Source organism: Natronococcus sp. A-GB7 (assembly GCF_029688865.1).
GTDB lineage: Archaea > Halobacteriota > Halobacteria > Halobacteriales > Natrialbaceae > Natronococcus.
Map to the genome: position 1 here is coordinate 216573 of NZ_JARUKV010000003.1, position 20163 is coordinate 236735.

The 20163-nt window shown below is 67.3% G+C and carries 21 protein-coding genes; 10 read left to right on the forward strand and 11 right to left on the reverse strand.

All coding sequences use genetic code 11. The features are described 5' to 3' along the window. Nucleotides 1-28: 28 nt before the first annotated feature. Nucleotides 29-2002, forward strand: coding sequence for a DUF460 domain-containing protein (locus QA609_RS04455; RefSeq protein WP_278301376.1), 1974 nt, complete (start codon nucleotides 29-31; stop codon nucleotides 2000-2002). A 40-nt stretch (nucleotides 2003-2042) separates the two neighbouring features. On the opposite strand, the gene QA609_RS04460 is transcribed toward QA609_RS04455, so the two are convergent. Then, entirely contained in the window at nucleotides 2043-2222 is a 180-nt protein-coding gene (locus QA609_RS04460; protein ID WP_278290615.1) for a hypothetical protein, read from the reverse strand. A gap of 124 nt (nucleotides 2223-2346) precedes the next feature. Here QA609_RS04460 and eif1A point away from each other — a divergent pair, with 124 nt between their 5' ends. Further along, a complete protein-coding gene (eif1A, locus tag QA609_RS04465) occupies nucleotides 2347-2637 on the forward strand; it encodes a translation initiation factor eIF-1A (RefSeq protein ID WP_278290616.1) in 291 nt (96 codons plus the stop codon). A 101-nt stretch (nucleotides 2638-2738) separates the two neighbouring features. Here the strand turns inward: eif1A and QA609_RS04470 are convergent, their stop codons facing one another. From QA609_RS04470 to QA609_RS04490, 5 genes are all read right to left on the reverse strand, one after another. Continuing rightward, nucleotides 2739-3020, reverse strand: a complete 282-nt coding sequence (locus QA609_RS04470; protein ID WP_278301377.1) for a hypothetical protein — start codon at nucleotides 3018-3020, stop codon at nucleotides 2739-2741. 420 nt (nucleotides 3021-3440) lie between these two features. Then, on the reverse strand, nucleotides 3441-4553 hold the full coding sequence (locus QA609_RS04475) for an alanine--glyoxylate aminotransferase family protein (protein WP_278301378.1): 1113 nt from the start codon (nucleotides 4551-4553) through the stop codon (nucleotides 3441-3443). Between the two features lie 557 nt (nucleotides 4554-5110). Further along, complete coding sequence (locus tag QA609_RS04480; RefSeq protein WP_278301379.1) at nucleotides 5111-6136, reverse strand: DMT family transporter; 1026 nt, start codon at nucleotides 6134-6136, stop codon at nucleotides 5111-5113. A gap of 388 nt (nucleotides 6137-6524) precedes the next feature. After that, a complete protein-coding gene (locus tag QA609_RS04485) occupies nucleotides 6525-7184 on the reverse strand; it encodes a twin-arginine translocation signal domain-containing protein (protein ID WP_278301380.1) in 660 nt (219 codons plus the stop codon). A gap of 127 nt (nucleotides 7185-7311) precedes the next feature. After that, the gene (locus QA609_RS04490) at nucleotides 7312-8544 is read right to left on the reverse strand and encodes an MFS transporter (protein ID WP_278301397.1); all 1233 of its coding nucleotides are present in this window, start codon (nucleotides 8542-8544) and stop codon (nucleotides 7312-7314) included. 113 nt (nucleotides 8545-8657) lie between these two features. Between QA609_RS04490 and QA609_RS04495 the strand changes: the two genes are divergently transcribed. Then, complete coding sequence (locus tag QA609_RS04495; RefSeq protein WP_278301381.1) at nucleotides 8658-9998, forward strand: O-acetylhomoserine aminocarboxypropyltransferase/cysteine synthase family protein; 1341 nt, start codon at nucleotides 8658-8660, stop codon at nucleotides 9996-9998. A gap of 3 nt (nucleotides 9999-10001) precedes the next feature. Further along, a complete protein-coding gene (metX, locus tag QA609_RS04500; protein WP_278301382.1) occupies nucleotides 10002-11210 on the forward strand; it encodes a homoserine O-acetyltransferase in 1209 nt (402 codons plus the stop codon). A gap of 54 nt (nucleotides 11211-11264) precedes the next feature. Here the strand turns inward: metX and QA609_RS04505 are convergent, their stop codons facing one another. After that, the gene (locus QA609_RS04505) at nucleotides 11265-11645 is read right to left on the reverse strand and encodes a hypothetical protein (protein ID WP_278301383.1); all 381 of its coding nucleotides are present in this window, start codon (nucleotides 11643-11645) and stop codon (nucleotides 11265-11267) included. Between the two features lie 93 nt (nucleotides 11646-11738). Next, the gene (gene serB / locus QA609_RS04510; RefSeq protein ID WP_278301384.1) at nucleotides 11739-12383 is read right to left on the reverse strand and encodes a phosphoserine phosphatase SerB; all 645 of its coding nucleotides are present in this window, start codon (nucleotides 12381-12383) and stop codon (nucleotides 11739-11741) included. Nucleotides 12384-12515: 132 nt separating this feature from the next. Here serB and QA609_RS04515 point away from each other — a divergent pair, with 132 nt between their 5' ends. After that, complete coding sequence (locus QA609_RS04515) at nucleotides 12516-13259, forward strand: hypothetical protein (RefSeq protein WP_278301385.1); 744 nt, start codon at nucleotides 12516-12518, stop codon at nucleotides 13257-13259. Nucleotides 13260-13313: 54 nt separating this feature from the next. Here the strand turns inward: QA609_RS04515 and QA609_RS04520 are convergent, their stop codons facing one another. Further along, a complete protein-coding gene (locus QA609_RS04520; protein ID WP_278301386.1) occupies nucleotides 13314-14513 on the reverse strand; it encodes a mechanosensitive ion channel family protein in 1200 nt (399 codons plus the stop codon). A gap of 163 nt (nucleotides 14514-14676) precedes the next feature. Between QA609_RS04520 and QA609_RS04525 the strand changes: the two genes are divergently transcribed. Together QA609_RS04525 and serA are read left to right on the forward strand one after the other, a co-directional pair. Next, the gene (locus tag QA609_RS04525) at nucleotides 14677-15573 is read left to right on the forward strand and encodes a DMT family transporter (RefSeq protein ID WP_278301387.1); all 897 of its coding nucleotides are present in this window, start codon (nucleotides 14677-14679) and stop codon (nucleotides 15571-15573) included. Between the two features lie 83 nt (nucleotides 15574-15656). After that, the gene (serA, locus tag QA609_RS04530) at nucleotides 15657-17243 is read left to right on the forward strand and encodes a phosphoglycerate dehydrogenase (RefSeq protein WP_278301388.1); all 1587 of its coding nucleotides are present in this window, start codon (nucleotides 15657-15659) and stop codon (nucleotides 17241-17243) included. 33 nt (nucleotides 17244-17276) lie between these two features. On the opposite strand, the gene QA609_RS04535 is transcribed toward serA, so the two are convergent. Both QA609_RS04535 and QA609_RS04540 read right to left on the reverse strand, forming a co-directional pair. Further along, nucleotides 17277-17888, reverse strand: a complete 612-nt coding sequence (locus QA609_RS04535; protein ID WP_278301389.1) for a class I SAM-dependent methyltransferase — start codon at nucleotides 17886-17888, stop codon at nucleotides 17277-17279. An 82-nt stretch (nucleotides 17889-17970) separates the two neighbouring features. Beyond that, entirely contained in the window at nucleotides 17971-18291 is a 321-nt protein-coding gene (locus tag QA609_RS04540) for a cupin domain-containing protein (protein WP_278301390.1), read from the reverse strand. A 141-nt stretch (nucleotides 18292-18432) separates the two neighbouring features. Between QA609_RS04540 and hisI the strand changes: the two genes are divergently transcribed. The 3 genes from hisI to QA609_RS04555 all read left to right on the forward strand — a co-directional run. Continuing rightward, a complete protein-coding gene (gene hisI / locus QA609_RS04545; protein ID WP_278301391.1) occupies nucleotides 18433-18798 on the forward strand; it encodes a phosphoribosyl-AMP cyclohydrolase in 366 nt (121 codons plus the stop codon). A gap of 1 nt (nucleotide 18799) precedes the next feature. Further along, nucleotides 18800-19957 carry a hypothetical protein gene (locus tag QA609_RS04550; RefSeq protein WP_278301392.1) on the forward strand — a complete coding sequence of 386 codons (1158 nt, stop codon included), beginning with the start codon at nucleotides 18800-18802 and terminating at the stop codon, nucleotides 19955-19957. A gap of 60 nt (nucleotides 19958-20017) precedes the next feature. After that, a partial coding sequence (locus QA609_RS04555; protein ID WP_278301398.1) for a universal stress protein occupies nucleotides 20018-20163 on the forward strand: 146 nt, incomplete at its 3' end.

Sequence of the window (20163 nt, forward strand, 5' to 3'; positions counted from 1 at the left end):
TATACCCGACTCGACCCTATGGCCCGCCGTGAGCACGCGAACGAGTGCGCTCGACGCGGTCGTCTTCGGCGTCGACGTACAGAGCGGCGACGTGCGCGGCGACGCGCCGTCGTACGCGCTGGTCGTCTACGACGGCGAGGACGTCAGCCGGGACGTCGTCACGCACCGGAAACTCAGACGGCTGATCGACGACGAGGAGCCGGCCATCGTCGCCACGGACAACATGTACGAGCTCGCGGCGGACAAGGACCAGCTGATCCACTTCCTCGGGTCGCTGCCCGCCGGGACGAGCCTCGTCCAGGTGACGGGCGCCGAACAGCCCGAGCCGCTCTCTCGCGTCGCGAAACGCCACGGAATCCCCTACGGCAAGCAGCCGATGAAGGAGGCCGAGGCCGCGGCCCGGCTGGCGGCCCACAACGTCGGCCACGAGGTCTCGGCGTTTACCGATACGACGACGGTCAAGGTCTCCCGGGGTCGTTCGACGGGTAGCGGGGGCTGGAGCGAGGACCGGTTCACCCGCCGCATCCACGGCTCGGTCAAGAAGCGGGCCCGCGAGGTCGAGTCCGAACTCGAGGACGCGAACCTCGAGTTCGAACGCGACGTGCGGGAGGCCTACGGCGGCTTCGCCAACGCGGTCTTCACCGTCGAGGCCCGCCCGCAGGACATTCCCGTTTCACGGAACCGCGCGGGCGACGTCCGCGTCGAGATCGAACGCGAGCGCCGCGACGGGATCGAGTTCCGCCCGCTGGCCAAGCGCCGGGATCACGTCGTCGTCGGCATCGATCCGGGGACGACGACCGCCGTCGCAATCGTCTCGCTCGAGGGCGAAGTACTGGACGTCTGGAGCTCGCGAACGAGCGACACCGCGGACGTTATCGAGTGGATCGTCGAGCGGGGTCGACCGATCGTCGTGGCTGCGGACGTGACGCCGATGCCCGAGACGGTCGAGAAGTTCCGCCGGAGCTTCGACGCCGCGGGCTGGGTTCCCGACAGCGATCTGCCGATCGACGAGAAACAACATCGGACCCGCGACCACCCCTACGACGACGACCATCAGCGGGACGCGATGGCGGCCGCGCTGTTCGCCGTCGACGCCCACGAGAGTCAGTTCGAGCGCATCGCCGAACGGATCCCGCCGGGGATCGACCGCGGCGAGGTCACGGCGCGGGTCGTCGCCGGCGAGGAGAGCGTCGAGGCCGTCCTGACCGATCTGACCGAGGACGACGGCGGCGAGGAGGAGTCGACCGAGCACGAGCCCCGCGAGCTGACCGAGGAGGAACGGAAGATCAAGGACCTGAAGACACAGGTCGAACGGCTTCAGTCCCACGTCGGCACCCTCGAGGACCGACTCGAGGAGAAAGACGAGCGCATCCACGAACTCGAGAACAGCCTCAGCGGCGCCCGCCGCCAGGAGCGAAAGGAGGTCCGTCGGGACCGGGAGGTCTCGAGGCTCGACCGCAAGGCCGACCGCCTCGAGCGCGAGCGCGACGAGGCCCGCGAGGAGGTCGAGGCGCTCGAGGGGAAAGTCGAGCGGATGAAGGCGCTCTGGAAGCTCGATCACTCGAACTTCAGCGACGTCTCCGCGAAGAAGGAGGGGCTCGTTCCCGTCAAGGTGATCGAGAAGTTCACCAAGGGCGCCATTCGAGAAGCCGACGAGCAGTACGGCATCGCCGCCGGCGACGTCGTCCACCTCCGGGACGCCAGCGGCGCGGGTCGCTCGACCGCGGAGCTGCTCGCCGGGTTCGAACCGCGAGTCGTGTTGAAGGAGGGTGGTCTCTCGGACGTGGCCGACGAGATCCTCTTCGAGGCCGAGATTCCTGTCGGTCCGGCCGACGACGTCGCGATGCAGGAGGTCGACGAGCTCGCGGTCGCCCGCGAGGAGGACGTCGAGGCCGTGATCGACGACTGGCACGGCCGCGCCGAGGAGCGCACTCGCGACCGGAAGGCGGAGATGGTCGATCAGCTCATCAGCGAACATCGCGCGGGCGACAACGAGGTGTAACCCCACTTCGGGCTCGAGGCGGGGTCGACGAACCGGCCGCTCACATCATACCGAACTGCCGGAACACGCTCGAGACGAGCGCTTTCACGGCCAGTCCGATTCCGAGCAGAACGAGTGCCAGCCCCGCGGCGACCAGCAAACTCTCGTAGGCGATAACGGCGAGACCGACCAGCAAGAGCGCGATACCGGCGATTCCGAGCGGACCGAGATGCCTCAGCATACGCTGGACTGGTCAGGGCAGAGAGATAAACGACGTGGTTCGTCACGGGTACAGACCGGCAGTCGGGGCGATTCGGCCGGAAAATCGATAAAGGATTAAACCGATCGAACGCGAAGCCCGCGATATGAGCGACGACGGTGACGGCGGTCGGAACGACCTTCGGATGCCCGACGACGACGAGGTGTTCGCGACCGTTACCAACATGCTCGGAGCGAACCGCGTCAAGGTACGGTGTGCGGACGGAACCGAACGAACCGCACGCATCCCCGGAAAGATGCAAAAGCGCATCTGGATCCGCGAGGACGACGTCGTCCTCGTCGAGCCCTGGGACTGGCAGGACGAGAAGGCCGACATCACCTGGCGTTACGAGAAGAGCGAGGCCGATCAGCTCCGGCGTGAAGGTCACATCCAGTAGCTTCGGTTTTTGCGCTCCGTTCGCGTTTCACTCGACCGTCGTAGCGACGGCGTCGCCTCACCGCAGTGTTTTCGGGACCCTCAGTCGGCAAAACAGAGACGTTATCGGCCGTCGACGCGGATTCGGACGGTCCCGATACCGGGTACCTCGAGTTCGGTCATCCGGCCGTGAAGCTCGCGGGCCAGCGCAGGCGCTCCGAGTCGGAAGACCAGTGCCGCGACCGCGACGGCGCCGACGGCGGCGGCGACGGTCAGCGGGTAGCTGATCGCGACGAGCAGCCCCATCGCCGCGAGGACGAAGAGGAGCCCGCCGCCGATCGAACTGGAGTCTGCGGATCGTTTTCGTGTCGATTCGGCCGACTGGGGGTGGAAGTATCGCGTCATGGGCTGTTTCGGATCGAAGTACGCGCTCGACGCTTATAACCCTTCATCTTTCTGGCACTTTTAGACACGTGCTACCACGGAACGCTCAACAATTCCGTATCGTGATGGGCTACAGAGCCACGTAACGACTACCATGACACAGCTTCTCTGTATCTCGAAATAGTTACACATCCTGCCGGAACGATCATGTGGAACCGCCGATTCGGTCGATCGACGTCGGACGAACGGAGCGATCGCTCGAGAGAGTCGAGTCTCCCGTCTCGAGTCGAAACGAGGGCGGAAAACGAGGTCGTAGATCCGAACGGTCGGTCGTGGCGTGGCCGGTCAGCGACCGGCCGTTCGGGCGGACTGCTGTAACCGCATACCGGAGCGACCGCGGGACGGCTCGCGATCTTCGAAGCCGACGTACGGGGGTCCGTCTCAGAGGTCGGCGACGTCCTCGATGGCGTCGGTCAGCGCCTCGATGCTCTCGATGTCGTGTTCGCCCATGTGGCCGATTCGGAACGTCTTCTCGCCGAGCTGCGAGCCGTAGCCGTTCGAGAAGGCCATGTCGTACTCCTCGCTGACGGCGTCGATAGTCTCGGCGACGTCGATCCCCTGCGTGTTCTCGATACAGCTCACCGTCTGTGACTCGTACCCCTCCTCGGGGAACATCCCGAAGTGGTCGCGGGCCCACTCGCGGGTGTACTCGGCCATCTCGCGGTGGCGCTCGTCGCGGGCCTCGTGGCCCTCCTCGAGCATGTGTTTCATCTGTTTTCGGTAGGCGAGCATGATCGGAATCGCCGGCGTGGAGTGGGTCTGGCCCTTCCGGTCGTAGTAGTCGATGGTTCGCTGGAAGCCGCCGTACCACGAGGCCGACCCCTTCTCGAGTTCGCGGTCGTACGCCTCGTCGCTGACGGCACAGATCGCCAGCCCGGGTGGCATCGCGAACGCCTTCTGGGAGGACGCGAAGATGACGTCGATGTTGTGCTCGTCGATGTCGACGTAATCTCCGCCCAGCGACGAGACGGCGTCGACGACGAAGTACGTATCAGGGTACTCGGCGACGACGTCGCCGATCTCCTCGATCGGGTTTCGGACGCCGGTCGAGGACTCGTTCATCACGCAGGCGACGACGTCGTAGTCGGCGTCGTTCGCTTCGAGCGCCTCGCGGATGTCTTCGGGTTTGACCGCTCGTCCCCAGTCGTACTCGAGCCGATCGACGTTCTTCCCCAGACGCTCGGCCACGTTGGCGTGGCGTTCGCTGAAGCTCCCGCAGGTCGGCACGAGGATGTTCTCGTCGACGAGGTTCAGCGTCGACGCCTCCCAGAACTCGGTGCCGGAGGCCGTGAGGACGACGACGTCGTTGTCGGTACCGAGAAACTCCTTCGTGTCCTCGACGATCGTCGTGTAGAGATCGGTCATTCGGTCCATGCGGTGACCGAACATCGGCTCGCACATCGCCTCGATGACGTCCTCGCGCACCTCGGTCGGGCCCGGGATGTACAGCGTCTTGTCCGGATAGTCGTCTTCGTATTCGCGTTTTTCGGTCACGTAACCACCTGAGTACGGTCCACTGCGTCGCGAGACGGTATGGTAGTTGTGAATGGCACAGGACCGGAAGCGTCGTCGGTCCGGACCGAACGGGCGGCCGTCGCGTCGACGACGCTACCGACGCGTCGTCTCATACTGTCTACCGTAGGTCGGGACCGCACGACGGTCGCGGTCTCACCGGTACACCGTTACAGCAAACCGTATCACTCGTCGATCCAGCCGTAGTTCGGCGTCTCATCGCTCGCTGGACCGTCGACCCGGTCCCGGTCGACGTCGGCGGAGGCAGCGCTACCGTCGACGAACGGGCGCAGTGCTCACAGCGGTCGGCGTCGACCGCGACCCGGGCGCCACAGCTCGAGCAGTTCGGCTTCGACTCTACCGCGGTTTCATCGTTTCCGATCGTCTCGAGCCGTGGTCGAGTTTCGCGTGGCAGCGGACCAGCGCGACCAGTCCGAACGCCGCGAGGAAGACTGCGGTTCCGACGTCCGAACCGACGAGCGCCCCGTTCGGCCCGCAGCAGACGACTTGTCGTGTGTCGGACGGTCGATCACCGCCGATCAGTCCGCCGACTGCGCCCGGCCGGCGTAGCTGTCGGTGCCGGCGACGTAGACGTTACCGTCGACGACGATGTCGCCGGCTCTGGCCGCCGCGGCCGCGGGCCGGGTCGGGCCGTAGCCGACGACGGGGGCGCCGAGCTTCCAGAGCGCGCCGATCTTACACAGCGCGAAGCCGGCGATGATCAGCGCGAACCCGCCGATCGTCGCGAGTGTGATCGTCTCGCCGAGCAGCGCCCAGCCGACCAGCGCCGCGATGACGGGCGAGGCGTAGTTGACGAGGCTGAGCTCGCTCGCGCCGACGCGCTCGAGCAGGACGAAGTACGCCAGGAAGCCGCCCGCGGTGGAGACGATCGCGAGGTACGCGAGCGCCGCGGTCGTCTCGGCCGTCAGCGCGGCCCGGAGTCCGGCCATGCTCTCACCGGGGTGGGCGACGCTCAGCGCGTGAAGCATGGCGGCGCCGACGGCCATCGCCCACGTCTGGAGCGGGAGCAGCGGCAGCGTCCCTCGAGTCCGTTCGGTCAGCACCGAGCCGATCGCGAACACGAGCGACGAGCCGAACAGGAGGGCGACGCCGACGACCTGTCCATCGAGCGAGCCACCCGAAAGGGCGATCATGACGACGCCGGCCAGTCCGAGTCCGAGCCCGACGACTGCCGGCGCACGGATCCGTTCGCGGGGCAACAACGCCAGCGCGAGCGGGGGCGTCACGATCGGCGTCAGGCTGAGCACGATCGCCGCGACCGCACTCGAGACGTACGACTGGCCGAGGAACATGAGCCCGTAGTGGCCGCCGACGATCAGCCCGCCCGAAACGATAATCGTAACCCAGTCCGCCCTGGTTCGCGGTCGCCACTCGTAGCCGAGCGCGGCGACGGCCGCGACGAACAGGAGGACCGCGCCGTCGAGTCGGAGCGCGGCGAAGAGGATCGGCGGGAGCGTCTCCAGGCCGACCTCGACCGCGCCGAAGGCCGTCCCCCAGGCGACTGCGAGCGCAACGAAGAGGAAGATATCTCGCTGTGAAGTCATTTTATCACGAAATGGCCCGGGGGGATTTGTATTTTGATATTCGGGTGTAGAGTGGTGCTACGTACCGAATTCGGAGAGATTTGCTAGCTATGAACACGGGAAGAACGGTGTATGTTAGTAACTGAGACGGAACGAATTTTCGGCACGAACGCCAGCGGTCTCGAGTCGAGGGACGTGACCGATCCGTCGCGTGTGCCGGCGGGCGTCATCGACATCAGTCAGAGACGTCCGGAACTGAAACGAACGATCGCGATTCGGCTGCTGCTCGAGGGCCGAGTACGACCGGCGACTCCGACGTCCGGACCGTAGCGCGGTCGCTCGAGGGAGCTACCGCTCTGTCATCGTGGGCGCCACAAAAATGGGTGAATCGTTGCGCGAGGCGAGTGGGTTACTCGTCGTCTTCGTCGTCGCCGACGAGTTCGTCGTCGCCGTTCTCCTCGTCGTCGGCACCGTTCTCGTCGTCAGCGCCGTTCTCCTCGTCGTCGGCACCGTTCTCGTCGTCAGCGCCGTTCTCCTCGTCGTCCTCCTCTTCGTCGTCGGCGCCGTTCTCGCCTTCCTCGATCTCGAGGGCGCCGCGCATCGCGTTCTCGTGGGGACGGCAGACGTACTCGGCCATATCGTCGCTGGCCTCGAACTCGAGGAACTGGTCGTCGCCACCTTCCTCGCTGTTGTCGGTCGAGAGGTCGTCGACGACGTCGTCGTCCTCGTCGACGATCTCGATGTTGTGCTGGGTGCCGTCGCCCTCTTCCCAGCCGATCTCGTACTCCTCGCCTTCCTCGAGGATCAGCGTGGGGTTCTCCTCGCCTTCGATGTCTTCGGGCTCCTCGCCCTCCCAGCCGGCCGAATCGCCGAAGAGAACGATGCGCTCGCCGGGCTCGATCTCGACGCCGTCGCCGTCGGCGCCGTTCTCGCCGTTCTCGCCGTTCTCGTCGTCGCCGTTCTCGTCGTCGTCGCCGTTGTCACCACAGCCTGCAACGAGCGTCGTCGCAGCCGCAGCACCCGTGACCTTCATCGCGGTCCGTCGCGAAATGCCGTTATCTCGTGTCATCACCGATGGGTTGGAACCGAGTACATAAAAATTGCAACCCTCCATCCGAGCGTCGCCATGAGGTCTCATACCATGGTTTTCGGTAATATTGACTGGCCCGATTCATCCCCGAAATCGGAGATATCCGTCAGCCGTCACCACCCTCGCTCGCACGGAACGCCTCGCTGCGATCGACCGACAGCCGCAGGAAGACGGGGACGGCGACGAGCGCGATCAGGATCTCGAGGCCGCCGACGGCGAGAAACGCCGAGCCGTAGCCGTAGCTGCCGGCGACGCTCCCGCCGATCAGGAATCCGCCGAGGAAGCCGAGGCTCCCGGCGAGGTTGAAGCCGGCCATCGCGATTCCGCGCTCGCGCTCGTGCGCGATGTCGGTGACGAGCGCCATCGTCGCCGGCGAAACCAGTGCGCCGAGGACGCCGACGGCGACCATCGCGGCGGCGGCGGTCGAGACCGTCGGCGCGGCGCCGACCGCGAGGATCCCGACGCCGTAACACAGCGAGCCGACGACGATCGGGATCGTTCGCCCGATCCGATCCGAGAGCACACCCATCGGGTACTGCAGCAGGGCGAAGGGGGCGAAAAAGCACGCCAGCATGAGTCCGGTTGCGCCGGGGCCGAGTCCGAACGCCTCCTGGAAGTACAGGGTCCCGACCAGCGCGAAGAAGCCGGCTGTCAGCCGATCGACGAACCCGAACGCGTAGGGGATCGTCAGGGTCGGTCGCCGTCGGACCCCCTCCACGAGGGCTCGAGCGGATCGTCGATTCCCACCGGTCCTGTCGGGGGCGAACGAGACCAGCGCGCCGACACAGACCAGCAGGACGGACGCGACGACCAGCGGCGCCAGCGGGTGGAGCTCCGTCAGCTGTCCGCCGACGGGAGCGCCGAGGGCGGCTCCGAGTCCGATCGCGATCCCGGCCGCGCCCATGTTTCGTCCGTGACCGCCCTCGAGGTCCATCAGCATCGTCATCGTCAGCGAGAACGCGCCGATCGTCATCGCTCCCTGGAAGAGCCGCAGGACGAGCACGCCCTCGAACGGGACGCTGCCGAGGAGGGGTGCGGCGGCGAGGGCGGCGTAGCCGACCGCGCCGGCCAGCGCGCCGGCGACGATGAACGGGCGACGACGGCCTACCGCGTCGCTCGCGAGCCCCCAGACCCCGACGAAGGCGACGTAGGCCGCGAACTCGCTCACCAGGAACCACATGCTCGCGTCCAGCGCAGTTTCGGCGAACGGCGAGGCCGTCGCCTCGGCGCCCAGCGTCTCGACGAGCGTCGCGACGCCGGGGTAGAGCAACAGCTGCGAGAACAGCACCGCGAAAACGACCGCCGCGAGGAGGATTCGGTCGCGGTCACTCGAGTGCACGGCCCCTGGTTCGCGCTCGTCGCCTAAGAAGCCGTTCGTCCGGAACCGTTCGGCCCTGCGGTTTTTGCCGTTACTGGGACGCATATGAACGTGGAGAAGTATGCGTACTAAACATGAGTGACGACGCGAGCGACGGGCGCAGCGATCGGTCCGAGCCGCGATTCGGAACACGCAGCGTCCACGCCGGACAGTCGCCGGATCCCGCGACGGGCGCGATGGCACCGCCGCTCTACCAGACGACCTCCTACGTCTTCGACGACGCCGACGCCGCCGCGGAGCTGTACGCCCTCGAGGGGGAGGGGTTCATCTACTCGCGGATCGCCAACCCCACGGTACGAGTGCTCGAGGACCGCCTGACATCGCTCGAGGGCGGTGCGGGCGCGGTCGCGACCGGCAGCGGGATGGCTGCCCTCGACTCGGCGGTGTTGATCCTCGCCGAGGCAGGCGACAACGTCGTCTGCTCGACGGACACCTACGGCGGGACGACGGCGTACTTCTCGAAGACCGCCACTCGACGGGACATCGAGACCAGGTTCGTCTCGACGCTCGAGTACGAGGCCTACGAGGAGGCGATCGACGAGGACACCGCGTTCGTCCACGTCGAGACCGTCGGTAACCCCTCGCTGGTGACGCCCGACTTCGAGCGCGTCGCCGAGATCGCCCACGACAACGGCGTCCCGCTCGTGGTGGACAACACGTTCGCGACGCCCGCGCTGTGTCGACCGTTCGAACACGGCGCCGACGTCGTCTGGGAGTCGACGACGAAGTGGCTCCACGGCTCCGGAACGACGGTGGGCGGGATCCTCGTCGACGGCGGTTCCTTCCCGTGGGGCGAGCACGGCTACGACGAGATCGCCGGCCAGAACCACGCCTACCACGACGTCGACTTCTCGCGGGACTTTCCCGAGGCGCCCTTCGCCGCAGCCGCACGATACCGCTCGCTGCGCAGCCTGGGCAACCAGCAGTCGCCGTTCGACGCCTGGCAGACCCTGCAGGGCCTCGAGAGTCTCTCCCTGCGCGTCGAGAAACACTGCGAGAACGCCGCGATCGTCGCCGACTATCTGAACGAACACGAGGACGTCGCCTGGGTCACCTACCCGGGACTCGACTCGCATCCAACCCACGACAACGCCTCCCGGTACCTCTCGGATTACGGCGGGATGATCGCGTTCGGGCTCGAGGGCGCGGGCGAGCGCGGCGGGTACGAGGCCGGGAAGACGTTCTGCGAGAACGTCGAGGTCGCCCAGTTCCTCGCGAACATCGGCGACGCGAAGACGCTGGTCATCCATCCGGCGAGCACGACCCACGGTCAGCTCACCCCCGAGGAACAGCAAGAGGCCGGCGTCACGCCGGATCTCGTCCGGATGTCCGTCGGGATCGAGGACCCCGAGGACATCCTCGCGGACCTCGAGGGAGCGATCGACGAAGCTACACGCGCGGCTCGCGAGGGGTAACCCGTGACGACGAAGGAGACGGTCGACCTCGGCGAGTTCCAGTTCCAGTCGGGGGAGACGATCCCGAGCCTTGAGGTCGCCTACGAGACGTACGGCGATTTCACGGGAGATAACGCGGTGCTGATCTGTCACGCCCTGACGGGTAGCGCCCACGTCGCCCGTCGACCCGACGCCGGCGACGGGACCGCGGGCCAGGCTCGAGCCTGGTGGGGCGACGTCGTCGGCCCGGGGAAGGCGATCGACACCACCGAGTACTACGTCGTCTGTGCGAACGCGCCGGGCTCGTGTTACGGGACGACGGGGCCCTCGAGTACGAACCCCGAAACCGGGGAGCCGTACGGGACCGACTTTCCGCCGGTGACCATCGGCGACTGGACCCGCGCCCAGCGACGGCTGCTCGACGAACTCGGCGTCGGCCGACTCCGTGCCGTTGTCGGCGGCAGCGTCGGCGGGATGAACGTTCTGGACTGGCTCCGACGCTATCCCGACGACGTCGACCGGGCCGCGGGGGTCGCGACGGCCGCCAGACTCGACGCGCAGTGTCTCGCGCTCGACACCGTCGCGCGCCGGGCGATCACGAGCGATCCGAACTGGAACGGCGGCCACTACTACGGGGGGGCAGAGCCCGAGGAAGGACTGGCTCGCGCCCGCCAGATCGGCCACATCATGTACCTCTCGAAGGCCTCGATGGCCCGGAAGTTCGGGCGCCGGTCGGCCGGCCGCGAGACGGTCCACGAGACCCCGCCCGACCCCGCGGCCGCCTTCTTCCCCTATCGCGAGGTCGAGTCCTACCTCGACTACCAGGCCGAGAAGTTCACCGACCGCTTCGACGCCAACAGCTACCTCTACCTGACACGGGCGATGGACGACTTCGACCTCTCGGCGGGCTACGAGTCGGACGCCGACGCGCTGGCGGCGTTCGAGGGCGAGTTGCTGCTCCTCTCGTTTACCGGCGACTGGCACTTCACCGTCGAGCAGGCCGAGGTCGTCGCCGAGGCCGCCCGCGAGGCCGACGTCGACGTCGCCCACCACGTCGTCGACTCCGACCACGGCCACGACGCCTTTCTCGTCGAACCCGAGAAAGTTGGGCCGCCGCTGTCAGAACTGCTCGAGAGCGGACTCTCCGGACGAACGATCACGGACACGAACCCCGAAACCGAAAGCGTCGACGACTCGTTCGCGCCGGTGCACACGAGTCTCTTCTCGAAGTAATAGCGTCTCGCCGTAATCGGTCGTTTCGGGCGTGGGTCGGAACGCTCGGCCTCGTCAGTCGCCACGAGCGGCCGACGGCTGCTCGACCGGAACGTACTGCTCGCCGAGTCGTCGGTCGTCGCGCCGTCGATCCACCCACCGTTGCACGTCCCGCGCGAAAAGCGAGAGGCCGGTCAACCGCAACAGCTGTTGGACCGGTCGCTGGGGCGAGCGAAACGCCGCGATCAGCGACCACATCGACCCCGCCGCGTAGGCGCCGAGCGCCGAGAAGGTCATTCCGAGGGTCAGAAACGTCGTGCCGTACACCATCCCGATCCCCATCGACGGGATGCTCGTCCCGAGGGGAACGCGGGCGCTCGCGTCCCGCAGCGTCGGGGCGAGAAAGAGGATCGAGAGCGTGCTGCCTACCATGAACACCAGGTCTTGCCACATCATCGAGACAACTTACTCGACCCTGAGTAAATAACTCTCTTGGTATCGAAATGGGCCGTTACCGTAGAAATTCAGCGCTGGCCGACGGGTTTCGTGTTACTCGCGGTCCAGCACGCCCTCGGCGAGTAACGTGTCACGAACCTCGGCCATCGAGTCGACGACGACCTCGCAGTGGGGTTCGACGGCGGGCTTCGGATCGAACCCGATCGAGAGGCCGGCGACCCGGAGCATCGGAAGATCGTTCGCCCCGTCGCCCACCGCGACGGTCTCCTCGAGTTCGGCGTCGACGTGGGTCGCGAGGTCCTCGAGCGCGGTGTCTTTGGTCCCCTCGATCAGCGACCCCTCGACGTCGCCGGTGAGCTTACCGTCGGCCATCGGCAGCCGGTTCGAGACGATGTGATCGACCGTCACGCCCTCGCGCTCGAGGGCGGCCTCGACGCCGCGCTCGAACCCGCCCGTGAGGATCGCGGTCGTGACGCCCGCGTCGTTCAGCGACTCGATCAGCGCCCCCGCCCCCTCGCGGAGTTCGACCTCGGCGAAGGCGGCTGCGACCGCTTCCTCGTCGAGCCCCTCGAGCAGCGCCGCCCGCTTGCGGAGGCTCTCGGCGTACTCGATCTCGTCGTTCATCGACCGTTCGGTGATCTCGGCCATCTCGTCGGCGACACCACACTGCTTCCCTAGAAGGACGGTCATCTCGGAGTCCGAGAGCGTCCCGTCGAAATCGAACGCAACGACTGTCATCGCTCGCCCGTTGTGGGGCCCGGGATAAACCAGTTCAGGTTCCGTCCCGAGAGCAACCGGCATCCACGTCGGCGCTCACTCGAGGTGAAACGCACCCGAAAGCTGTTAGCGACGCGCTTCAACTACCGCGCTATGTCAACCGAGAGACGACTCGAGTACGACAAGGGGCCGTCGCTCGAGGACGAGTCACAGGAGTCCGATCGTCGGGAGGATCCCGACGACGGGGACGACGATCCGGACCGGTCGGTCGAGCGCGGCCGTCGCCCGACCGTCGAGGCCCCGCCCTGGGCGGTCGGTGCGGCGTCGGGACTGGGCGCGTTCGCGGCGGTCTTCCTGGTGAGCTACCAGCTCGCCGGATCGCTGTTCGGAACGGGACTGTTCGCGCAGGTCGAGAACGAACCGAGCCGGTGGGTGATCTCGAGCTTTACGATGCTCGGCAGCCACGGTGCGGTGATCGTGGAGGGTGGGGAAGCGGCTCGCGGGCTGTATGCTCCGATGGGGATGTTCGCCTCCCACGTCTCGGCGCTGGTGCCGCTCCTCGTTCTCGGCCTCGTCGGTTACCTGCTCGCTCGGTACGTTCGCCTCGAGACCGCCCGGAGCGCCGGGGTTCTCGTCGGGACGCTGACCGCGACCTACGTCGTTCCGCTGGTCGCGCTCGGAACGGTCACGCGGTGGGTACCCGAGGAGAGCGACCCTGCCGCCGGCGAGGTCGGCTCCGAGCAGGAGGCGCTCTCGATCGCCGTCGACGTCTCGATGGTGGTCTCGACGACGCTCTCGGTCGCCCTGTTCGTCTCCCTCGGCGCCGCCGTCGCCGTCCTGCCGCGGCTGCTCGAGCGCGCGCCGATCGAAACGACGACCGCGGACGAGTCCGCATAATCCGACGCGGGAACGTGTACCGTGGTGTCCCGCCCGACAGCTCGAACGGGATCCTTACTCGTCGGGGCTCGGACCGCTCGGCGGCGACTCCGCGGGCTGGTCGGCTTCGTCCGCCCGTTCGCCGCGCCCGCCCGTCGGTTCGTCCGGCTCGCGGAAGTCGAGGCGCTGGTCCGCCCCGGCCGACTCCTCGAGGAACGAAAGCTCGCGCTGGGGGAACGGGATCGTGATCCCCGCGTCGGCGAAGCGATCGTAGATGCGGCGGTTGAGCTGGTCGATAGCTCGCTTCTCGGTCAACGGATGCGTGATGTACGCCTGCAGTTCGAAAACGAGCGCGGAGTCGCCGAACTCGTCGAACAGCACGCGCGGCCGCGGCGAGTCGCGAATCATCGGGGCGTCCTCGGCGACCTCCATGGCGATCCGCTCGACGGTTTCGTAGTCGGTTCCGTACGCAGCCGTGATCGGGACGTCGATCCTGATGTGGCGCCGCGGCGCCGTCTGGTTGACGACCTGCGTCGAGTTCAACACGGCGTTGGGGACGGTGACCATCGTGTTCTCCGGGGTGAGGACCGTCGTCGAGCGAATGCCGATGTCGATGACCGTCCCGCGCATCCCCTCCTCGAGCAGGATGACGTCGCCCGGCTTGTACGTGTTGTCGAAGTACAGCGCGATGCCGCCGATCAGGTTGCTGATCGCGTCCTGGGCGGCGAAGCCGATGACGATTCCCAGCACACCCGCCGACGCCAGAAACGGCGTCACCTGGAGGTTCCAGATCGAGACGATCACCAGTGCGGCGACCGCGACCATCCCGATTGTCCAGAAGTTCTGGAAGATCGGCGCGAACTCGTAGCTGTTCTCGGAGCCGTTCGCGACCTCGAGCCAGCGGCTTCCGATCCGGATCGCCGCGCGGGCCCACAGCACCGTCAGCGCCGTCGCGACGGCGTTGCTGAGCAGCGACTCGGCCTCGACGACGCCGAACGCCTGGAGTGAAACGGAGATCCCGATCAGGAGGATCGAGATCGCAAGCGGCGTGTAGATCTCCTCGACGGCCGCCCGGCCGAACGTCGTTGGCGCGTCCTCGTCCAGCGGTCGAAGGTACCGTCGGCCGGCCCAGTGGACGAGGCGAGCCAGCAGGTACGAACCGACGATGATCAACGAGAGCAATAGCCACTCCCACTCGAGCAGCGACGCCGACAGCGCCGGCTGTCCAGCGCCGTCGAGCTGTAGCCACCGCCACTGGTGCGTCGGGAGGGACATCGAAGACGTGTAAGCCGTGGTTAGGGCGGGTAATATACTGTTGGATGTTGCACTCGACGCTTTTTATACGGGCGTCGAACGCCGCCGGTACCACAACGATAATCACGATACCGTGTCGACTGTTGTCGATGTGCAGTGACGGACGGACGGGTGGCAACGACGAATGACCGAAACGGGGCTCGAGGTCGTAGCACTCGCGCTGGTGCCGGCGATCCTGTGGGGGCTCGCGCCGATCTTCGACAAGCGCGGGATGGCCAGCGGCGGGGGCTCGATCCAGGCCGCGCTGGTCGTCGTGGTCGTCCAGCTGCTGTGGTACTGGCTCGCGATCGCCACGCTTTACGGGAGGTCTGCCTTCTCCGGACTGACCCTCGAGATCCTGGCAGTCTTCGCCTTCGCGGGGGTGATCGGCACGGCGCTCGGCCGGATCGCGATCTTCGTCGGCGTCGACAGGGTCGGCGCGAGCCTCAACAGTACGATCCTCAGCACGCGGCCGCTGTTCGCGACGCTGATCGCCCTCGCCGTTCTGGGCGAACCGCTGGGTCCGGTGACGGGGGCCGGGATCGTGATCCTCGTCGCCGGACTCTCGACCCTGACGGTCTCGAGAGGCGGCGACCTCGGCGGCTGGACGCCGCGGGATCTGCTGTGGCCGATCCTGGCCGCCGCGACGTTCGCCGTCGCCAACGTCGCCCGCCGGTACGGAATGCTCGAGACGCCGATCTCGGCGCTCGAGGCCGTCGCGATCAACGAGACGGCCGGACTCGTCGCCCTGATCGCCTACGCGCTCGCCGTCGGCGGGCGCGACGTCCTCGAGCGCCCTCGCGCCTCCTACCGCTACTTCGCCGTCAGCGGCCTGCTGACGACGGTCGCGATGCTCTCACTGATGGCCGCGCTCGGTCTCGAGGCGGGACGGATCGCCGTCGTCGACCCGCTGGTCGCGACCGCACCGTTCTTTACGCTCGTGTTCGCCGCCGTCCTCCTGCGGGACCTCGAGCGGGTGACGAGGGGAGTGGTCGCGGGAGCGGTGCTGGTGGTCGTCGGCGCCGTCCTGATCACGATCTGAGGCAGTTTTTGCGCCCGGTGACGGTTTTTGCCACCCGTGCCGACAACGGAAGGGTTTACCCGTTCCAAGGCGGTGTCTCGCGCATGAAGGTGCTCGTTACGGACCCGATTGCGGACGCGGGTCTGGACGTTCTCAGAGATGCCGGCCACGAGGTCGAAACGGGGTACGAACTCGAGGGCGACGATCTGCTCGAAGCAGTATCGGACGCCCACGGACTGATCGTTCGCTCCGGAACCGAGGTCGACGAGACGCTGTTCGAGGCCGCCGAGGAGCTCGTCATCGTCGGCCGGGCCGGAATCGGCGTCGACAACATTGACATCGAGGCCGCGACCGATCACGGCGTTATCGTCGCCAACGCCCCCGAGGGCAACGTCCGCGCGGCGGCCGAGCACACCGTCGCGATGACGTTCGCGACCGCCCGCTCGATCCCGCAGGCCCACATCCGCCTGAAGAACGGCGAGTGGGCCAAAAGCGACTACCTCGGCGCCGAACTCGACGGCAAGACCCTGGGCGTCGTCGGCCTGGGCCGGGTCGGCCAGGAGGTCGCGAAGAAGCTCGACTCGCTCGGGATGGACATCGTCGCCTTCGACCCCTACATCTCCGAGGAGCGCGCCGACCGACTGGGCGCCGAACTCGTCGACTTCGAGCCGTGTCTCGAGCGCGCGGACTTCCTGACGATCCACACGCCGCTGACCCCGGAGACCGAGGGGATGATCGGCGCCGAGGAGCTCGACCTGCTCGAGGGCGGCTACCTCGTCAACGTCGGCCGCGGCGGAATCGTCCAGGAGGACGCCCTCGCCGCGAAGGTCGAGGACGGAACCCTCGCTGGGGCGGCGCTGGACGTCTTCTCCGAGGAGCCCCTGGCCGAGGACTCGCCGCTACTGGAACACGACGACGTCATCGTCACGCCCCACCTCGGCGCCTCGACGGAGGCGGCCCAGGAGAACGTCGCCGTCTCGACGGCCGAGCAGGTCGCCGCTGCGTTCCTCGACGAACCGGTGGCGAACGCCCTGAACGCTCCCTCGATCGACGAGAGTGCGTTCCCCCGCGTCAAACCGTACATCGACATCGCCGAGACCGCGGGTAAGGTCGCCGCACAGCTACTCGAGGGCCGCACCGAGCGCGTCGAGGTCTCTTACGAGGGTGAGATCGCCGACGAGGACCTGGAGTTCGTCACCGCCTCGGCGCTCAAGGGCGTCTTCGAACCGCTCGAGTGGCAGGTCAACGCGGTCAACGCCCCCCAGATCGCCGAGGATCGCGGCGTCGAGGTCACCGAGTCCAAGACCCGCCAGGCCGCCGACTTCCAGAGCCTGATCTCGGTGACCGTCGGCAACGGCGACGACGAGATCTCGGTCGACGGGACGCTGTTCGCCGGCGAGGACCCCCGGATCGTCCGGATCGACGGCTATCGCGTCGACGCGATCCCCCACGGGAAGATGGTCGTCACCCGAAACACCGACGAGCCGGGCGTCATCGGTCTCATCGGCAGCGTGATGGGTAAGTACGACGTCAACATCGCGGGGATGTTCAACGCTCGCGAGACGATCGGCGGGGAGGCCCTGACGGTGTACAACGTCGACGGGCTGGTTCCCGAGGAAGCAAAGCAAGAACTCAACGAGGACCAGCGGATCCTCGGCGTCGACTACATCGTGCTGAACGGCCAGAGCTGAGTTCGGCACCTCGAACTCGTTTTCCGACCCGCGTCACTCGCCTCGATAGGTGGCCATCACGAACGGCACCGAGCTTCCGAGCGGGTCGTCGACGGTTCGCTCCCAGTCGAGCTCGAATCCGGCCCGCTCGAGGGCCCCTCGAGTCCGGCGTGGACCGGGCGTGCTGAAGAACATCGCCCGGCCGCTTCCGAGCCAGTCGTCTCGAACGGTCTCGTACCGCCCCGAACTGCCGGTCATCAGGAGCCGTCCGCCCGGTCGGAGCACGCGGGCGAACTCCGCGTAGACGGCGGGGTGTTCCGCCCGGGGAACGTGAAAGACCGTGTGGTAGGCCGTGATCGCGTCGACGGCGTTCGCGGCGAGTGGAAGCGCCGTCAACTCGCCCTGCAGGAGTCGGGCCTCGGGGACGGCGTCGGCCGCCAGCTCGAGCTGCCGGCGTGAGAGGTCGAGCCCGATCCGATCGACGCCCGCGAGATTCGCCAGCGTCCGTCGACCGTCGCCACAGCCGACGTCGAGCACCGTCGCGCCCGACGGGATCGACTCGAGCAGGTCGTCGATCAGCGCGGCGTCGTCGCTGTCGGCGCGACGACTCGACGCGTACGGTTCGGCGAGTTCGTCCCACGCCCGCCGGAGTTCGCGCCTGTCCATGCCCTGAAGAGACGGCTCGCGAGCAAGGCGAGACTGCCAAACAGGTGGGGGTTCGACCGCCGAACGCGGCGGCTCGCAACCGTCACGGTGCGCCCACGAGCACGAACCGACTCTCAGCGTCGCCGTTGTGAATCTGGTGGGTCGCGTCCGGCGGAATCCGGATCGCGTCGCCTTCGCTCAGCTCGACTGATTCGCCCTCGACGGTGACCGTCGCCTCTCCCTCCAGAAGCAGGTACACCTCCTCCTGTCCCTCGTCGGCGTGGTCGTGTTCCATCCCCTCCCAGCCGGGCTCGCACTCGAGGACGGTAACACCGACGTTCTCGCAGTTCAGTTCGTCCCGGAGGAAGTGCAGTCCGCTCTGATCGTCGACGTCGTGGTAGTTCGCGGTCGTGTACTCGGCCATCGCGAACTCACGACCACGGGATGAGAGATAAACGTTGGTGGTACCCGAACTCGTACGGTCGGGTTTCGCCTACGACGACCACCGTCCCGTCGGTCGTTCCACTGCAAAAGATCTATCGCCGGCACGGCCCTGGAGTCGCCTATGGACGAGATCGCGGTCGACTTCGGCGAGGACGGACTCGTTCCGGCCGTCGCACAGGACGCCGAGACCGGCGAGGTGCTGATGCTCGCCTACGTCTCCCCGGAGGCCCTCGAGCGCACCCGCGAGACGGGGCGGGCTCACTACTACTCGCGCAGTCGGGACGAACTCTGGGAGAAGGGCGCCACGAGCGGCCACACGCAGGACGTCGCGGAGATCCGCGTCGACTGCGACGCCGACACTCTGCTGTACGTCGTCGACCAGGAGGGCGGGGCCTGTCACACGGGGCATCGCTCCTGTTTCTACCGGACTGTCGATGGGGAGAACGTCGGCGAGCGGGTGTTCGATCCCGACGCAGTGTACGAGTAAGATGAGCGAGCGCGTCTCCCGCTCGAGCGACGCCGAGACCGACCGGACGCCCCTCGAGCGACTCGAAGCCGCCCGCGAGCGCTACGCGCAGGCGCGAACGGCGATCGACGACGGCGGCGGCGAGGCGGTCGTCGAGGCCGCCGAGGCCTACCGGGACGCGACGGAGCTGCTCGAGCGCTACGTCGACCGAGCGACGGGAACGGGCCGGGAGAACTTCAAGGCCTACGTCGAACTCGAAGGGAAGTTCGACTCGCTGGTCGAGGAACTCCCCGACGATCTGAAGGGGCGCGAGGCGTTCGAGAGCGCCCTCGACGCGATCGACAAGCGCCGACTGAGCGAGTCCGACTTCGAGCGGGCCCACGACGCACTCGGGCCCGCCGAACGGTACGCCGAGCTACTCGAGGAGCGCGACGCGGCCCGCGAGGCCCTCGAGGAGGCGCGCAAGGCCGCGAGCAGGCGGCTCCGAGAGATCGACGACGAGACCGACGAGCGCGAGCGCCTGCTCGAGCTGGCCAACGCCGATCTGAGCGCGCCCGTCGAGCGCCTGCGAGAGCCGATCGAGCGCTATGACGAGCTGATCCGGGAACGGTTCCGGGAGTACCGCCTCGAGGCCTCGGCCCGCGAGATCTTCGCGCTGCTCGAGCGTAGCCGGTGGTACCCCTTCGTCCCGTTCGAGCTACCGCCCGACGATCTGGAGCGGTTCGTCTTCGAACGACCCGCGGGCGAGTACACGGTCCCCGAACTGCTCGAGTACGCCGACTACTCCCGCTCGAAGCTCTCCCACTACGTCGAGGACGCCGACGAGCTCAAGCGGGCGGTCGCGACCCAGCAAACCTACCTCGAGGGGATCGACGGCGAACCGCTGACCGTCGGCTGGCCGCCCGGTCCGGCCGGCCTCCTCGAGCGCCGAACCCGGGAGTTCCGGCCGTTCGTCGCCCGCGTCGCCGACGAAGAAACCGTCACCGCACTTCGGGAGGTACGGGCGCTCGCTCGCGACGGGGAGTACGATCGGCTCCAGACGGCGGCCCAGGCCGTCGAGCAGCTGACCGCCGACGAGCGCGAGCGACTGCGCGAGGGCCGGGTCGCGGACGAACTCGAAGCCTTGCGAACCGAGCGGGAGCGACTCGAGGCTGCACTCGAGGTCGACGACCCGGTGTAGCACTCGCCCGTTTTCCACTCTGGGCCACGACTGAAGGTGCCGGTGGTCGTATCTCCCGTCATGACCAGACAGCTGCTCGTCCCGATCGACGACTCGGCGCCCGCGCGGGCGGCCCTCGAGTACGCCCTCGAACGGTTCCCCGACGACGAGGTCGTCGTCGTCCACGCGGTCGACGACCTCGAGGCGGGGTACCGTTCGAGGGCGTA

Coding starts and splice junctions, on each gene's coding strand:
- QA609_RS04460 (WP_278290615.1), bottom strand. CDS start 2,222: ATGCTGAGGCATCTCGGTCCGCTCGGAATCGCCGGTATCGCGCTCTTG.
- eif1A (WP_278290616.1), top strand. CDS start 2,347: ATGAGCGACGACGGTGACGGCGGTCGGAACGACCTTCGGATGCCCGAC.
- QA609_RS04470 (WP_278301377.1), bottom strand. CDS start 3,020: ATGACGCGATACTTCCACCCCCAGTCGGCCGAATCGACACGAAAACGA.
- QA609_RS04480 (WP_278301379.1), bottom strand. CDS start 6,136: ATGACTTCACAGCGAGATATCTTCCTCTTCGTTGCGCTCGCAGTCGCC.
- QA609_RS04485 (WP_278301380.1), bottom strand. CDS start 7,184: ATGACACGAGATAACGGCATTTCGCGACGGACCGCGATGAAGGTCACG.
- QA609_RS04495 (WP_278301381.1), top strand. CDS start 8,658: ATGAGTGACGACGCGAGCGACGGGCGCAGCGATCGGTCCGAGCCGCGA.
- QA609_RS04505 (WP_278301383.1), bottom strand. CDS start 11,645: ATGATGTGGCAAGACCTGGTGTTCATGGTAGGCAGCACGCTCTCGATC.
- serB (WP_278301384.1), bottom strand. CDS start 12,383: ATGACAGTCGTTGCGTTCGATTTCGACGGGACGCTCTCGGACTCCGAG.
- QA609_RS04515 (WP_278301385.1), top strand. CDS start 12,516: ATGTCAACCGAGAGACGACTCGAGTACGACAAGGGGCCGTCGCTCGAG.
- QA609_RS04520 (WP_278301386.1), bottom strand. CDS start 14,513: ATGTCCCTCCCGACGCACCAGTGGCGGTGGCTACAGCTCGACGGCGCT.
- QA609_RS04525 (WP_278301387.1), top strand. CDS start 14,677: ATGACCGAAACGGGGCTCGAGGTCGTAGCACTCGCGCTGGTGCCGGCG.
- serA (WP_278301388.1), top strand. CDS start 15,657: ATGAAGGTGCTCGTTACGGACCCGATTGCGGACGCGGGTCTGGACGTT.
- QA609_RS04535 (WP_278301389.1), bottom strand. CDS start 17,888: ATGGACAGGCGCGAACTCCGGCGGGCGTGGGACGAACTCGCCGAACCG.
- QA609_RS04540 (WP_278301390.1), bottom strand. CDS start 18,291: ATGGCCGAGTACACGACCGCGAACTACCACGACGTCGACGATCAGAGC.
- hisI (WP_278301391.1), top strand. CDS start 18,433: ATGGACGAGATCGCGGTCGACTTCGGCGAGGACGGACTCGTTCCGGCC.
- QA609_RS04550 (WP_278301392.1), top strand. CDS start 18,800: ATGAGCGAGCGCGTCTCCCGCTCGAGCGACGCCGAGACCGACCGGACG.